Raw genomic sequence first — 14,581 nt, forward strand, 5'->3', positions numbered from 1 at the left:
TTCGTCAATGACAACGCTAAGGGTCGGAGGGGTTCAATTCCTCGCTGACAAGAAGCTCCGGGTCGGTGGCGTGACGTTCACCGGCACGGGTACGACTCCAACGCTACGGTTCGGGGACGTCGTCTTTAGTGGCAACGCCGCGTTGACGGTCCGACCGTTCCCTGACGTCACGGTAGAGGCGTTCGATGCCGTGACTGTGACCGCCACGGTGGGTGCAACCTCGCCGCCCGCAACGGGGTACCTGTGGCGTCAAGTTTCGGGACCGACGACCCTGTTCCAGGACAACGGGTCATCCATCACGTTCACGGCCCCAGCTGCTGTGGCGGGTACGACCGTTGTGTTCGGTGTGACGGCCTTACTTGACACCCAATCGTCGCCGGAAACCGTAGCGACCGTGAACGTGATCCCGCACCTGTACTGGATAGCTGGCTCGAGCGGTTGGATCCCCCTCACCCGAACCGCGACCGCGTAGGCCGCGGTACCGAATTCCCATCCCCGTCCGCGGGGATTCATTATTTAAAGGAGCAGGCCGGCTATGGCTGAAGAAGGCCCGACGACGACCGGCAGTATCAACGCGAAGCTGACGCTTGATGATTCTGATTTCATGGCGAAGCTTGCCGCGGCAGATGCTGCTGCACGCAAGCTGGGGTCCGTTGATCCTCGGATCAGTGTCGATGTTGACGACAATGGTGCGATCACGAAACTCGCTGCTGTTGATGAGGCCGCGAAGAAGCTCGATGGTTCCACGAACCGGCTGAATCTGTCTCAGAAGGCACTGAACGACACCAATGGTGGCGGCGTGCAGCGGTGGCAGCTCATTGCTGCTGCGATTGCCGCGCTGATTCCGCTGCTGGCACCTCTCGCCGGGTATGCGGTCGGCGTAGCGGGCGCTCTTGCTGGTATGGGTGCCGCGGGTGTTCTCGGCATTTACGGCATCATCCAGGCGATCAAACAGGCAACCGTTGTTGGCGGACAGTACAAGTCCGGGCTGGCAGAACTGAAGTCCAGCCTGGACGCTCTCGGTTCGACTGCGGCGAACGCCATGCTGGGTGCGTTTCAGACGGCTATCAAAACGATCAATGGTGCGCTCCCGGAACTGAACTCGCAGATTCGGACGTTTGCTTCGATCCTCGGCGCGGTGGGGAACGCTCTGCTCACAGGTGTGGTCTCTGCTCTGCGGATCCTGAACCCGTTGTTTGTGCAGGCGTCGAAGTATGTGCTGGATCTCGCTAAGGGGTTTCAGCAGTGGACGCAGGACGGAAGCCTTCAGAAGTTCGCTAATTATGCGATCACACAGTTGCCGATCGTCGCGCAGACCCTTGGTTCGTTGGCTGCTGCGGCCCTGCATATTGTGGAGGCGTTGGCCCCTCTCGGAACGGTTGTTCTGCAGGGGCTGACCCTATTCGGTGCCGCCATCAACGCCATCCCGTTGCCGGTGCTATTGGATGTTGCGACTGCGGCTGCTGCCGGGTTCGCCGCGTTCAAACTGTGGGGGCTGATCCAGCCGATCCTCTCAGCCGTGGCCGCGGCCATTGGTGCAGTCGGGGTGTCAACACAATTGGCTGCCGGGCCGATCGGGTGGATCACTGCCGGGATCTCGGCCCTGGCTGCGGTCCTCGGTGTGAACGCTGTTGCGTCTCAACAGGCAGCTCAGGCGGCATCTGAATATGCGCAGGCCATCAAAGAGGACAACGACGCCATCGGCGAGAGTACCCGTGCAGTGGCGGCGAAACGGTTGCAGGATCTGGGCGCACTCGACGCGGCCAAGAAGATCGGCGCTTCGCTGAAAGACGTCACCTCCGCGACGCTGGGGAACAGTACCGCGCAGTACAACCTTGCGCAGACAATGCAGCACACCCGCGACAACATCATGGAGCAGTCGAAAGAGACTGGTCACCTGACGACGAAGCAGCAGGAACAGATTGCTGCTCTCGAATTGCTGGGTCCGGTAATCGGTGGGCAGAACGCCCAGATCAACGAGCAGGTCGCTAAGGCCAAGCAGTTGTCCGCGGCGACTGAGGGCGCGAACTCGAATATCGCTACGAGCACTGATGTGATCACGGCGATGAAGAACGCGACTGATGCCGCAGCCGAGTCGACGGACAGTTTCGCGAAAGAGTTGGCTGGCCTCGGTCAGGTCAACTTGGATGCGTCGCAGGCGAACATTCAGTATCAGCAGTCGCTCGCTGACGCGGAGGCGCAGGTCAAAGCCAACGGTAGGTCACTTGATGTGACTACGGAGGCCGGCCGGAAGAACATGTCCGCGTTGAACGACATTGCGTCGTCCGCGATCAAGGTTACTTCTGCTAATGCACAAGCGGGGGCATCTTCCGCCGATTTGACGACTCAAATGGCGGCTTCTCGGCAGGCGTTCATCAACGCTGCGATTGCTGCAGGGGCCACGGCTGACCAGGCGAACAAGCTTGCTGATCAGTACGGGTTGATTCCGGCGAACGTGAATACTGCGTTCCACACTTCGGGACTCGATGAGGCGGTGAAGAAGGTTCAGGATCTTCAGAACTGGATCGACAACCTGCACGGGAAAACGGTGACTATCGCTGCGCGTGCGCGGGCGGGTGTGGCTGGCGGGCCGTTGCAGGCGTTCGCTGATGGTGGAACGGTTCAAGGCGCAGGCGGCCCGAAGTCGGACAAGGTGCCGGCTTTGCTTTCTCCTGGAGAAGAAGTTCTGTCGAACCCGTACGCGGGGGCGTGGCGTCCGGTGGTGAAGTTGATGAACTCTGGCGCATCGAAACTGCAGGTAGCGCAAATGGTGAACAACATTTCCGGCGCGCAGGCGGCACCCGCAAGTGTTGTGCGTCCGGTGTTCAACGTGCAAGTTATCTCGAACGGGGTTGACCTGTCGAAGTTCATCGATGTGCGTATCGACGCTGCTGAGGCGTCCACGTTGACGACCGTGAATGGGGGTGGGGTGTTGTGAGCTCGGTGAACCTTATCCGCGACCCGGCCGGATTCAACAGCAGACTGCTACGAGAACGAATGGGAGGGCTGCTGTATGACTTCGGTGGACCGGGCTCGCTTTAGACGCATCGCGGGCTTCTCGATCAAATACCAGCTGAGTGACGCGACTGCCAACGTCACGACGATGGCGGCCACCGCGAAAAGCGGGACACCGAGAACGTAGAGGCCGGCGCATGCCAACACCTGTTGCAGCGGGAACGCGTAAATGTAAGTGCCATAACTGATGTCGTTTTCGAGCCGGAGGCGACGAACTTTGACCATTGCTCCCGTCGCGATGAGAAGGTACGCGAGGGGCAGCGCAGCTAGCACCCGGTAGTCGGGAAGTACTGACGCAACGACGGTCAGTCCCGCGGATACGGCTACTAGTGACCAGCGTGCGGGCAGCCAGTGCCGCAGTTGGTAGATGAGCGCGCCGGCCGCGAACATGAGGCCGAATCTCGACGCGTTGACCAGGTAGAAGTTGGTCAAGGCCCCGGTGTCCGCAAGGATCACCCCGGTGAGGCATCCGGCGAAGATGGCGGGGATGGTTGCCCTGAATTTGAGTAGCCGTGTGAGCCCGAGTGCGAGAACCGCGAGATAGCAGAGGAACTCCCACCAGAGCGTCCACAGTGACCCGTTCCACACCCCGGGGTAGGGCACAGCGGTCAGGTTCCCGCGATACCGAATTCGGTGATTCGTAGGCCGGCGTTCTTCACCACGTACATTGCTGCGTCGGTCAGGTAGGTGTGAGGGAATGCCTGGTGCGCGAGCAGGATCCCGATGGGCGCTACGACGACCGCTGTCACGACCAAGCAAACCCAGAACGCCGGCAGGATGCGAAGGAACCGCGCCTGAAGGTATGGCCACCAGTGCGGGCGGCGCATCCAGCTCGACACGATCAGGAACCCCGAGATCGCGAAGAAACCGTCAACCCCGCCTTCCCCCAGCAACTGTGTGACGGCGGGGGCAGGGTGCGCAGCGCCAGTAATAGGGAAGGAGTGCCACACGATGACGCTCACGGCCAGTAGCAGCCGCACAGGCGTTGAGTGCGTTCAACTTCGGATTGAATACGTTCTCGAGCGTCATAGCGCTCCCCCGGCGCTCAGTCACCCTTGCGTCATTAGTGACACTTGCTCATCTTTGACGTGTCTGGACGAAGACTATGCCTCAAGTGGCCACAAAAGAAATGGATGACCGTTTTAATAACAGACGCTTTAAGCTCCGTCATGCCGAGGGTTCGGCGGGCCGTTCCAGTATCCGGTCGGATTTCGGTTGTCGTACAACACCAGGCGATCTGCTTTCTCGAGCGAGTCACACACCGCCATGAGCACCTGTTTCGCGGGGTCGAGATCCCAGAGGATCAACAAGTACTGATCGACCTTCCTGCGGTCCACGAACCGCTTGATGACCGCTTTCGGCAACACATCACTGTCACGCATCACCAACCAGGTGTCGTGGTCGTAACGGATCGGGCGCGGACGGGTCACATCAACATTAGAACATACGTTCGAATGTCAGACTTGATTCACCTTTCTTCGAGGACATCGCCGAGGTACTGCCGGACCTCGCCGGTGTCCTCAAATAACACTGAATACACCGCGTTGTTGTACTCGCCTCGCACTTTGTAGTACTCGTACGTCCCGCCGCTGTTTCGGGTCACGATTACTCCGTCGCGTCCCTCAACCGTCACCTCAGTTCCTTCAATCAATTCAGCCTCCTCAAGTTCGTTTGCGGGGAGCTCGAAATCCACTCGAGCAGGCGCCAATCACTTCGCCGAGACCGATCTTGGGATCGAATGCATTGCTCAGCCTCGGACGAACGCGGTACCGTTCGCCCATGAGCCTAGAGGAAGCCGTTCCCCGGCACGACGCCACCAAAGACCTGGTGTTTGCAACAGGATTTGCGTCAATTTCGACGCTCCCCTCGTGGGCGGCGCGGCGGTAGAGATAGCTTCAGGCCTAATCGCTTCCAGGCAAGCCGAGCGGCAGTACGACTTCGATATCAAGATCGCACGTGCCGTCGACAACATCCTTGCGAATAGCTCCGGGCTGCAGTCGGCCGACATCCTCAACTCTGACGAGTTCATGGCGTCTTACGAACGGGCCGCGAGACTGGCGGCGGAATCGGCCTCACAAGAACAACGAGAGCGCCTGGCATGGGCCGCTGCTCAAATGGGCGACTGGAGCACAGTCCCGCAGGCAATCCGTCAACAGCTCTTTCACATGCTAGGAGAAATCCAAGATATCCACGCCCGCACCCTTGCGTTCCTCGACGATCCGCAATCGTTCATTGCGAAGACCCAACCCAATTGGCAGACCGAGGCCGGCCCATTCGTGCCCACCACTGTGCCCCAACTCATCAAGCAATGGATTTTCGATAACGAACCGGGTTCAGCGGACCTAACCGACATAGTCATCGATTACCTCGAGTCCCACAGACTCGCGAACGTACCAACGCAGATGATGAGTACCGAAGGTGCCTATTCCACCCACACCACTCGGCTCGGAAGAGATCTACTCCACCTCATATCCTTTCCTCAGTCGTGATCGCCCCGCCGTCACAGACTTCGGCTGCAAGTCGGGCCAGCTACGCTCTCGCTTGTGGCCAGTGTGACAGCGCGGGGAGAGTCGTGGCGGGTTCAAGCTCGTGACCGGACGGGGCGAATGCGGCAGGTGACGTTTCCGTTGCGTGCGGATGCTGATGATTTTGGTGACACGGTGGATCAGCTTGGCTGGGAGCTCGCCTTCGCAAGTTTGGGAAGCGATGAGGGCGCATCTATGACTGGTCAGATGAGTCTTGAAGGGCTGCGCGAGCTCGTAATGAAGTCCGTCGAATCCGACTGGCACATGCCTGATTTCATGGGCGATGCCGCCGTTCTCAAGTCGAATCTCTCGGTGGCTCTGAACTGGGAGGCGGAAGGGACTCCAGAGTGGCGCGACGACGACGCATATTCGTGTTACCCGGAGCGAGTTCCCGGGATCGAAGTCGTGCGCGTTCTGTTTCAGGGTCAGGAGGTCATTCACGAGACATTGCTGACCGTCAGGATTGAGCCCAATCGCCGCCGCCGGGAAGAGGTGCTTTTCGTCCCTCGACCGTACCGACCGGGCCGCAAGTGGTATGCAGAAGAAGTTGCCTTCGCGCTTGCCGGTCTAGTGAACAATCTCCGGTGGTGCTACAGCTACGAGGGGTATATGGAGGAAGTTGGCGTTCACCAAGCTGTCCGATAGAAGAGCCCACGTCACTCCGCCGGCACATTCCCGCCAGTCCGCTGTAACATTCCCGCCAATCCGTTCGTGTACACGATTTGAGTACGCAACCACACGGAAGCATTCGTGTTTACGACCGCGTGCGAAACACGTCAAGACGAGGTGACTGGCGGCCTTTAGCTTCGGTTCATGAGTGCATTCGAATTCAAGCCCCAACCCCTCGCCTACACACTCGAAGGCGCCGCTGAAGCCACCGGACTATCACTGTCTGTAATCAAACAGTCTGCCGCTCGCGGCGAAATCACCCGGCGCTATTACGGACGAAAACCCGTCATCCTTGCCACCGACCTCCTCGCGTTTCTCGAATCATTGCCATACGAACCACCAGGCGCCGTCAGGCCGTAGCCATTCCGCGAATGTGTGTGCAGTTGTGTGTGCGCACCGCGCGGAAGGGACCGGAACGGAGCGGATTTGAGTCATGTGTCCTGCGCCCGGATCCCCAGCGATTTAGTCCCATCCGGGGCAGGTCGGAACGCAGCGGAACAGGGGCCTTATTACTGGGGGTCAAGGGGTCGCAGGTTCAAATCCTGTCAGCCCGACGTATCGAAAAAGGCGGGGCATCGAGTCGCAAAGCGACTGGATGCCCCGCCTTTTTCGGTACTCGCTGCTGTCTATTGGGGTCCCCGCCGCGCGGGGCCCCAGGCGCTGCAAACGCGAAGCGTGCGGCGGCGCTTGGGGAAGCGGTGGGGCGCAGCCCGCGGTGACATACCCTCAAGGCGGGACGCGCAGCGTTTCGCCGAATGCCACCGCGGATGGTTGTCTCCCAAGCCTGCCGTTTAGTCGCTATGAAGAATGCCCAGCGACCTCATGCCGACAACTTTCATTGGTGCGGTTGGAGCGCGCCGCTCAGAGGGTAGTCGCTGTGTCACCGTGACGAGTACCATCGTGGGAAAGATCGGGGTGCGGATGTCTGATCGTTCAGTGCTGTCGCTGTGGTCCACGGGCTCGGTGTTGTCCATCGCGTCGAAGAATTCTGTGCTGTCGATCGGCAGCGTAGGCTCGGCATTCTCGATCGGATCGATTGGCTCGTTCGCATCCGTCTTGGCCATTGGCTCTGCCGTGTCGGCCGTCGCGGTGTTGTCATGGGTTTCGGTCGCTGCGGTGATGTCTGCGGTGTCGAAGGGCACCGTGATGCAGAGCGCGATCAAGGTCGACGAGCGCTACGCATGGCGGGACAAGCGGCACGGTGTGACCCACGGTCCCCGATGAGGTGAACCCGCCGCTGAACCACCGATGCACGTAAATCTGTCCTCACAAGCTCGTAGATTGCCGTGCGCGTGGTTCAGTGTTGCCGGAGTACTCTCCGGTGCATGGGCGAAGACCGTCAGCGACAACCTTGGTGGGTCATAGGTCGTACGGCCGCGTCGTCAAAGCTTTCGGCGGTGGCGTTCGGCGTGCTAATCCTGCTCTTCGCGTGGACAGCTATCGTCGATAGTCACTGGTGGACATGGGTGGGCCTCGCCGTGTGGCTAGGGGTGGAAGTGCTCGCCATTGTGAGCGTGCGCTTTCATCGCCGACGGGGAAACACTGACGTCGAATGACCCCGACGTGGCAATGAAAGACTCGCTCCTTGTGGCAGCTTTTGCATCCCACGGGCCCTACCCGTGAAGTCAGGACGTGAGCGCCGCGCAGGTGTCTACGCGCTCCTCGCCGGGGAAGTATGTCGACCACTCCTCCTCGGTCAGTTCGCGCCCCGCCAGCGCGCACGCCTGTGACGCCTGCTCAGCCAGGCGCAGGTCCCAGACACGGATACCGTCGGGGAGCGCCTCGAGCAGGGTCTCGCCGTCGGCGGTGAGGTATCCACCCCGCAGGCGCGCCCCAGGAGCATCGCTGTCGAGAGGGGTGGCGAGCGCAATGTCTGCCGTCAGGTCGTAGAGCGTGAGTGCGTTGTTGAAGCCGACGTTGAGGAGGGTGCGGCCGTCGGTGCTGACTGACGTCAGCTGACTACCCCCGATCGCTCGGGCGAGGGCCGAGATCGGCTTGAGCGTGTGGATGTCATAGCGGCGCGCATAGTCCGGCGCGACACCGATCAACTGATCGCGGTCGAGCGCGTGGCTTGAATCGAGGTCATACAGGCCGCGCACGAGCAGCTGTCCGGTCGAGATATCGAATACACCGGTCTCCGAATGAGGCGCATCGACCGACCACGTCACCACGGCGAGTGCCGAGTCGGGTGTCTCGCTCGCCGAGAGGACATCGAGCTGAACGCCCGGCACTGTCATGACGGGTCCCAGAGGCTTGCCCGTGGACGGGTCGAAGGCGACGATGCCGTCAGACCACCAGGCGAAGGCGGGAGGATCCCATCCGCCAGGGAGGACGTTGAAGGATCTCGGCAACCCGGGGATTCGAAGGGAAATCCTTTCGCCCGTCAATTGGCGCTCCAGCTGCGGTTCGCCCGACTGGTTCTCCGAGTCATAGCGGGAGTACTTCGCCACGACATCCGAGCCGAGCGGAACGATCAGATCCTCCTCCTCGCCGACCGGGGCGTCGCGCTTCAGGTCCCACAGTTGCATGCGCCCGCCACCGCCGACGGGCTGCGTGACGACGAGCGATCCTCCCTTTTCCGGGCCGTCCACGAGTTCGCGCCCCTTGGCAACGACGTCCGAGCCGGTGCCACCGCCGTCGACCCGCCAGCGCATCCAGGTCGGAGGGACGGTCACGGTCACGAGAAGGGATCCGTCATCGATCGTTTCGAACGTCGGAAATTCATTCAGCTGAAGCGAGGCCTGTGCACTCCTCGTTTCGCCGGTCGCAAGATCGACGAGGGCAACTCCTTCGTAGGACCCGCACGCCACGCTCGTGTCCGTTGCGAGGTGCAGGGAGTAGCAATTTCGCGTTGGATCCGGGAACCGTCGCCAGAGGTTTCGCCCGTGGCGAGGAGGACGCGTACCGTGCCCTCCCATCCCGTTGCCACGATGCCACCCTGGCCGTCGGCGATGACATCCATACTCGACACGTCCCCCTCGAGCGGGATGGTTCGGACGAGCGCGAGCGTCGCGCGATCGTACAGGCGGAGATGGTCGCCGGCACCCACAGCGACAAGGCCGTCGTCAGCGAGCGTCACGCCGTAGAAGTTCTCGATCCCACTCGGATGGTCATCGAAGGTGGCAGCGCTCGAGCGCACCTCGCCCGTTGTCGTGTCGACCGCGATGATGTCGGCGGTGACCGATTGCGCGATGTACAGAGTCCGCCCCGCTGCATCGAAGGTCATGGTCGGCGACATCTGCGAGCGAACGAGCCCCGTACTGGGCAGCGGCTCACCGGTGGTGAGATCCAAGAACGTCAGGTGAATCCAGCAGCACTCCTTGGTGTTCGAGGGATCCGGGTAGACGGGCGATTGGATCGCCGCGACGGATCCGTCGGCACTCACCTCGACGGAGCGGCCCCAGCCTGGCGCCGTGTCAGGGAGACCGAGATCGAAAGTTCGGAGGACGTCGCCCGTGGCGACATCGACCACCTCGACGGCGGGCTGATCCGTACGGTCCTGGCCGGACGAGACGTGCAGCGCTGTCTCGGTGCCCGGGAGCATGTCCATCGAGGGGAAAAGAGCACCCTCGTCATGGTGTGTGTCGACGAGACCGACCGTGCTCGTCATGACGCCCCAGAGCGCGGAGCGCACCCGGGCATCGTCGGGCCACCGTCGGTACGTCTCCGCCGCGAGCAGAGCTGCCGTCTCCCGGTCGTTGTCGAGCAGTGAGAGCGACGTCGCCACGAGCGCCTCGATGCGAGCGTCCTCTGCAGCACGCTCCGCCTCTCCGCCACGCACCGCGGCAAGTCCGCCGCCGAATATCGCCGCGACCAGAAGCGCGCCCGCACCTGCCATCGCCCACCGCAGCCAGCGGTTGATGCGCTTGTCACGGGCAGCGCGCCCCGCAAGTTCGCGGATCTCGTCCTGCTCCCGTTCGGCGGACGCATCGAGAAACTCGCGTTCCACCGTGGTGAGGGCCGGCTCGGACCCGTCTCGCCAGTCCAGCGCTGCCTGCAGCCGGGCACCGCGCAAGAGGTCATCGTCCCGACGACCCGAACCGTTCCACAGTTCGGCCGCGGAGGCGACGGTCGCGACGAGGCGAGCGCCCTCGGCATCCTCTTCCAGCCATTGATCCAGGCGCGGCCACGCCGTCGCCAGTGCCTCGTGAGCGACCGTGACCTCGTCGCCGTCGATCGTGAGCAGGCGGGCGGCCACGAGGCGGTTGAGTACCCCACGCCACGCCGGGTCGGCGACGAGTGGCGCGAGCGAGGCGGTGCGTCGGACGGACGCGCCATCGGCTCCACGGTGCACCAGGCGGAGTATGAGCGAGCGGCATGCGCCGGCGTTGTGGGCGTCGAGGGAGCGGTACAGCGTCTCGGCCGACTGGGCGATGGCGCCCGCGATGCCACCGGATGCCTCGTACCCGGCCACCGTGAGGGTCGCTCCTTCACGTCGGACCCAGGTCTCCTCCAAGGCGTGTGAGACGTGGGGGAGGGTGGTGCGCCGGTCAGCGGCATCCCGCACGATCAACTCAACCAGCCCCGGCTCGAGCCGCAGGCCGGCGCGGGCGGCCGGGCGCTCGATCGCCTCACGCAGACCATCGGCATCGAGCGGTCCGATGGCATATACGCCACGGCCGATCAGAGAGCCAATGTTCGGAAGGCCCGTTGCGCGGTCGAGGAAGTCGCTGCGCAACGTCATGAGCACGGTCGATCCGCCGGCGAGCACCTCTGCGACGATCCTGCACAATTCATCGCGTTCGCGCTCGGGTAGCTGGAGGACCGCTTCCGCTTGATCGACGACCACGATATCGGCGGGCCCGCCAAGTTCGATCCGAGCGCGCAGATCGATCGCGGCATCCCGACCCCCGGTGATCACCGCGATGCGTCGTCCGTCGACGATGCGCGGAAGCACCCCGGCCAGCACAAGCGAGGACTTGCCCGACCCGGATGCGCCCACGACGACGGTGAGCGATCCCTCGCGTACGCGTTGGCGCAAGGCATCGATGTCGGCATCTCGTCCGAAGAAGTCCTCCGTGTCGGCTGGCGAGAAGGGCTGGAGTCCGCGGTAGGGGCAGGTGTCGCTCACGCGATGCAGCAGCTTGGTCGGCGTCAGTGCCGGATCATGCTGCAGCATCGACGATTCGAGCGCGCGCAGTTGGTCACCGATGTCGATGCCGAGGTCGTCCGCGAGTCGCGCCCGCGCCGTCCGGATGCTCGACAGAGCCTCGGCTTGCCGGCCGGCACGGTAGTTGGCGATCGCGAGGATCGCCCAGCGGTTCTCGCGCAGCGGTGACTCGCGCACCAGCCGCTCCGCGTCGGCGACGACGGCGCTGTCCTCACCCTCCGCGAGCCTGGACTCGAGCAGCTCCTCCTCGATACTGCGGCGGATCTCGACCAGCCTCTCGGCCTCGACGGCGGCCGGTTCCCAGTCGGCCAGCTCGGGGTACGGTGCGCCGCGCCACAGCGCGAGCGCCCGCCGGTACGCGGCCACCGCCCTGTCGTGTTCGTCGTGGATCGCGTGCTTGCGGGCGCCGGACACCAGGCGTTCGAATTCGAACGCGTCGATCGTCGCAGGGTCGAGTCCGAGGCTGTACTCCGAGCCTCGGGTGATTACCGCGCCGGGCCCGAGGTCGGCACGGATTCGCGCAACCGATGTCTTGACTTGCTGCGTCCACGTGCGCGGGAGGTCCGCTCCCCAGTAAGCCTCGGCTAGCTCGCCGGTGGCGACGGCACGACCCGCCAGCACGATAAGTGCGGCGAGCACGACGCGCTCTCGCGGACTCAGGGTGTGCTCGGTCCCGATATCCAATGGACCGAGCACCTTCACGGTCATGAGGCCAGTGTGGGCGCGATCCGACAGGCCGTCAACGCTCTCCGCTCTCGGCGAGTATCGGACGAGTACCGGCCGAGGAGGGATCGAGTACCGCGCTACGTGATGGTGGACGCATGCACACCTCACAGTCACGTCGCCGACCGCAGCAGTCGTCCTGCTGTTCCGCTTGTAGAAAGGAATGATCATGAACTACGACACTTTCGTCGCGTTCCGCATGGACTCCGGACGCGCGGCGACCTTGGCGCGCGAGAACGAACTACGTCGCTCGCAGGCCGACCGGGGCGCGACCGCATCGTCCCGCCAACCCGTCGTCGTCGCACGGCGCAAGTTGAGCGTTGCGTGGTCGGCGGTTTTCGGCAGAACTAACCACGGCCACCGTCCCGTGGCGCACCTGTGAGCCCTCTCCGAAGGCAGCTCTCAAGCACACGCGTAGATCACGTAGTAGCCGGTCATATCAGTATGAGCAGGCGTACAGGTCACCGACTTGTGTTTGTACCGACCCGGTTCCCCCGACGATGACCACGGAGGTCGCGTGCAGGCTGACGATGTCTTTGATCACATCCTGGGGCACGCAAGTTCCGTCCGTCAGATAGAGCGGCGAATGCTCCCTGCCCGCGGCGGCGCCCGCGCTCAGTCCGTCGGGATAGTTGAGGCCGGTCACCAGGAACACCTTCGGCGCCGTCGCGAATGCGCTTCGACTGACCGAGACGGCCGCCGCATAACGATCGGAGCCCGACGCCCGAGTTACGTCTATCCCCGCGCCCAGCGTGGTCGCGAGACCCTGCGAAACCGAACCGGGGCCACCAGCGATCGTGACGTGGGTCACGTGGAGCGATCGGAGCTCGGAGACTGTTCCCTGATCCGCAGTCGGGCGGCTCCCGGGGGTGAGGAGTACAGGCTCGCCTGCGCTGGCAGCCGCACCGCTCGCCGACAACGCGTCCGGGTATTTCTCTCCTGTCACGAGGTAGAGCGACGGCGCCCCGTCGGGGAACGCGTAATCGATGAGCGCACGCGAGACGGCATAGCGGTCAGCGCCGCCGATGCGAATTGTCGGCGCGAGCCCGTTCAGCGCGTCGAAGACCGCAGGGCTGACGGATGCTGGACCCCCGACGACGACCACCTTGTCCGGGTGGAGTCGCGTGATCTCGCTGGAGACGGCCGCTGGGAGCTGCCCCGGTGTCGTGAGCAGCAATGGGCCGCCCTCCTTCGCCGCGGCGGGCCCTGCCGAGAGAGCGTCGGGGAAGTTCGCTCCCGACGCGACGTACACGACTCTGGCGCCGGCGTTCGCATCGGGGAACTCTTCGGTTGAGATTCCCACCGATGCGGCATAGCGGTCACTCCCGCCGATCCGAGATGTGGAGACGCCAGGAATGGTGACGCGCTGGGTCTCCCGACTGAAGCTCTGCCCGAGGAAACCGTCTGCGAAGACCGTGTCGGATGCGACGATTCGGTGCCCGACATCCCCGGCGGCCGGCGTGTATTGGCGTCCGCCGGGACCAGGGATGAGAGTGCTCGACATATCTGAATAAGGGACACCGGCGCTGAAGACCAAGTCGACGCGTTTCCAGGTCACATCTTCTGCTGACGGGACGGGCGTGAAGGTGCCTTGGGTCAGTTGGAGGGTGGTGCCGAGGGACCCGTCTCCGACGAGTGACGGCGCGGTGGTGACGGCCATCTGGTTGAACGCACCAGACACGCATCCGATGCCGGTGCTCCCTGCGCCGAAACTCAGATCAGTGGGCGAGATGGTCCCGCAGAAGGAGTAGATGCCGTCAGTGGCGTCGGTGTACTGCCCTTCGAAGCTCAAAAGGCCGACCGCACCCGGGTGGGCCGCTGCGAGTGCCGCGCTGGGCGCACCGGGACTCGCCCAGGCGTAACCCCTCCGAGAGCTGTCTTGTTGTCGAGGGAGCGATGCTCGACCTGGAAAGTGATCGACTCGTCATAGTACGGGTAGGCCCAACTGTCGGTGAGCCACCCTGCGACGGAGATGCCGAGCTTGTGCTTCGGGGTGCCGACGGCGACGGAATCGATTCCACCTGCGAGCTTGCGGACGGGAATGACGAACGTTGCGCACCCGATCTCGAAATACCCCCAGTGGTCAAGGTTCTGGGCTCCGGAAAACGAGCCCTTCGGGGTCACCTCGGCGCACCAGTGGTAGGTGCCGGGAAGGTACCAACCCATTTCGAAGACGAACCCGTGATTCGATCCGTATCCGGGATAGGCGGCGTTCACGTCGGGGCGCGGCGATGTGAAGTCCCAAAGGTATGGGCCATAGGCCGTGTCGGCAGTTTGGCTGGTGCGGATCTGAAGTTGGAAGTCGGTTGCGCTGGGATGGTTGGCATCGAGCGCCCAGCCGACAGCGACGACACCCTTGCCCGGCACAAACGACAGCGAGTCGAGGTGGCCCACCATTCGCATGCCCGCTAAGTCCGCGATGGCGGCACCCGGCGTCAGGGTGACGGACAGCATTGCCGCGACGACGATCGCTCCAATGGCCATCAGCGTTCGTCTCATGTGCGCCCCTCCGCCTCGGCAGCCGATGCTGTGCGAAGCA

At 63.2% G+C, this 14,581-nt stretch carries 15 protein-coding genes; 7 read left to right on the plus strand and 8 right to left on the minus strand.

Annotated features, from left to right (window positions below; translation table 11 throughout):
- Positions 1-7 precede the first annotated feature (7 nt).
- Both ACQ86A_RS07265 and ACQ86A_RS07270 read left to right on the plus strand, forming a co-directional pair.
- Positions 8-472 (plus strand): hypothetical protein, encoded by a 465-nt coding sequence (locus ACQ86A_RS07265; RefSeq protein ID WP_431279885.1) that lies wholly within the window; start codon positions 8-10, stop codon positions 470-472.
- 63 nt (positions 473-535) lie between these two features.
- Positions 536-2,938, plus strand: a complete 2,403-nt coding sequence (locus ACQ86A_RS07270) for a hypothetical protein (protein ID WP_431279886.1) — start codon at positions 536-538, stop codon at positions 2,936-2,938.
- Positions 2,939-2,985: 47 nt separating this feature from the next.
- Here the strand turns inward: ACQ86A_RS07270 and ACQ86A_RS07275 are convergent, their stop codons facing one another.
- The 4 genes from ACQ86A_RS07275 to ACQ86A_RS07290 all read right to left on the minus strand — a co-directional run bounded on the left by ACQ86A_RS07275 (position 2,986) and on the right by ACQ86A_RS07290 (position 4,708).
- On the minus strand, positions 2,986-3,618 hold the full coding sequence (locus tag ACQ86A_RS07275; protein WP_431279887.1) for an acyltransferase family protein: 633 nt from the start codon (positions 3,616-3,618) through the stop codon (positions 2,986-2,988).
- Positions 3,619-3,623: 5 nt separating this feature from the next.
- On the minus strand, positions 3,624-3,977 hold the full coding sequence (locus ACQ86A_RS07280) for an acyltransferase family protein (protein WP_431279888.1): 354 nt from the start codon (positions 3,975-3,977) through the stop codon (positions 3,624-3,626).
- Positions 3,978-4,172: 195 nt separating this feature from the next.
- Positions 4,173-4,445, minus strand: coding sequence for a hypothetical protein (locus tag ACQ86A_RS07285; protein WP_431279889.1), 273 nt, complete (start codon positions 4,443-4,445; stop codon positions 4,173-4,175).
- Positions 4,446-4,483: 38 nt separating this feature from the next.
- Positions 4,484-4,708 carry a hypothetical protein gene (locus tag ACQ86A_RS07290; RefSeq protein ID WP_431279890.1) on the minus strand — a complete coding sequence of 75 codons (225 nt, stop codon included), beginning with the start codon at positions 4,706-4,708 and terminating at the stop codon, positions 4,484-4,486.
- Between the two features lie 175 nt (positions 4,709-4,883).
- On the opposite strand from ACQ86A_RS07290, the gene ACQ86A_RS07295 reads away from it, so the two are divergent.
- The 4 genes from ACQ86A_RS07295 to ACQ86A_RS07310 all read left to right on the plus strand — a co-directional run bounded on the left by ACQ86A_RS07295 (position 4,884) and on the right by ACQ86A_RS07310 (position 7,433).
- Complete coding sequence (locus ACQ86A_RS07295; protein ID WP_431279891.1) at positions 4,884-5,504, plus strand: hypothetical protein; 621 nt, start codon at positions 4,884-4,886, stop codon at positions 5,502-5,504.
- A 126-nt stretch (positions 5,505-5,630) separates the two neighbouring features.
- Positions 5,631-6,185, plus strand: a complete 555-nt coding sequence (locus ACQ86A_RS07300; RefSeq protein WP_431279892.1) for a hypothetical protein — start codon at positions 5,631-5,633, stop codon at positions 6,183-6,185.
- Positions 6,186-6,353: 168 nt separating this feature from the next.
- Entirely contained in the window at positions 6,354-6,569 is a 216-nt protein-coding gene (locus tag ACQ86A_RS07305; protein ID WP_431279893.1) for a hypothetical protein, read from the plus strand.
- A gap of 540 nt (positions 6,570-7,109) precedes the next feature.
- Positions 7,110-7,433: a hypothetical protein gene (locus ACQ86A_RS07310; RefSeq protein WP_431279894.1), complete on the plus strand. Its 324-nt coding sequence runs from the start codon at positions 7,110-7,112 to the stop codon at positions 7,431-7,433.
- 401 nt (positions 7,434-7,834) lie between these two features.
- Here ACQ86A_RS07310 and ACQ86A_RS07315 read toward each other — a convergent pair whose 3' ends face one another.
- Complete coding sequence (locus ACQ86A_RS07315) at positions 7,835-8,890, minus strand: hypothetical protein (protein WP_431279895.1); 1,056 nt, start codon at positions 8,888-8,890, stop codon at positions 7,835-7,837.
- Positions 8,891-8,934: 44 nt separating this feature from the next.
- A complete protein-coding gene (locus ACQ86A_RS07320) occupies positions 8,935-12,027 on the minus strand; it encodes a BTAD domain-containing putative transcriptional regulator (protein ID WP_431279896.1) in 3,093 nt (1,030 codons plus the stop codon).
- 184 nt (positions 12,028-12,211) lie between these two features.
- On the opposite strand from ACQ86A_RS07320, the gene ACQ86A_RS07325 reads away from it, so the two are divergent.
- Positions 12,212-12,424 carry a hypothetical protein gene (locus tag ACQ86A_RS07325; protein WP_431279897.1) on the plus strand — a complete coding sequence of 71 codons (213 nt, stop codon included), beginning with the start codon at positions 12,212-12,214 and terminating at the stop codon, positions 12,422-12,424.
- A 57-nt stretch (positions 12,425-12,481) separates the two neighbouring features.
- On the opposite strand, the gene ACQ86A_RS07330 is transcribed toward ACQ86A_RS07325, so the two are convergent.
- Positions 12,482-13,834 (minus strand): cell wall-binding repeat-containing protein, encoded by a 1,353-nt coding sequence (locus ACQ86A_RS07330; protein ID WP_431279898.1) that lies wholly within the window; start codon positions 13,832-13,834, stop codon positions 12,482-12,484.
- Positions 13,831-14,541, minus strand: a complete 711-nt coding sequence (locus ACQ86A_RS07335) for a hypothetical protein (protein ID WP_431279899.1) — start codon at positions 14,539-14,541, stop codon at positions 13,831-13,833. The genes ACQ86A_RS07330 and ACQ86A_RS07335 overlap by 4 nt, the downstream gene beginning before the upstream one ends.
- Positions 14,542-14,581 lie beyond the last annotated feature (40 nt).

Origin of the sequence: Leifsonia poae (assembly GCF_050632195.1) — a bacterium.
In the GTDB taxonomy this organism is placed as follows: domain Bacteria; phylum Actinomycetota; class Actinomycetes; order Actinomycetales; family Microbacteriaceae; genus Leifsonia; species Leifsonia poae_C.

Bases quoted from the DNA above. Each gene is read 5' to 3' on its own strand.
- ACQ86A_RS07270 (WP_431279886.1), top strand. From the start codon at position 536: ATGGCTGAAGAAGGCCCGACGACGACCGGCAGTATCAACGCGAAGCTG.
- ACQ86A_RS07305 (WP_431279893.1), top strand. From the start codon at position 6,354: ATGAGTGCATTCGAATTCAAGCCCCAACCCCTCGCCTACACACTCGAA.
- ACQ86A_RS07320 (WP_431279896.1), bottom strand. From the start codon at position 12,027: ATGACCGTGAAGGTGCTCGGTCCATTGGATATCGGGACCGAGCACACC.
- ACQ86A_RS07335 (WP_431279899.1), bottom strand. From the start codon at position 14,541: ATGAGACGAACGCTGATGGCCATTGGAGCGATCGTCGTCGCGGCAATG.
- ACQ86A_RS07265 (WP_431279885.1), top strand. From the start codon at position 8: ATGACAACGCTAAGGGTCGGAGGGGTTCAATTCCTCGCTGACAAGAAG.
- ACQ86A_RS07325 (WP_431279897.1), top strand. From the start codon at position 12,212: ATGAACTACGACACTTTCGTCGCGTTCCGCATGGACTCCGGACGCGCG.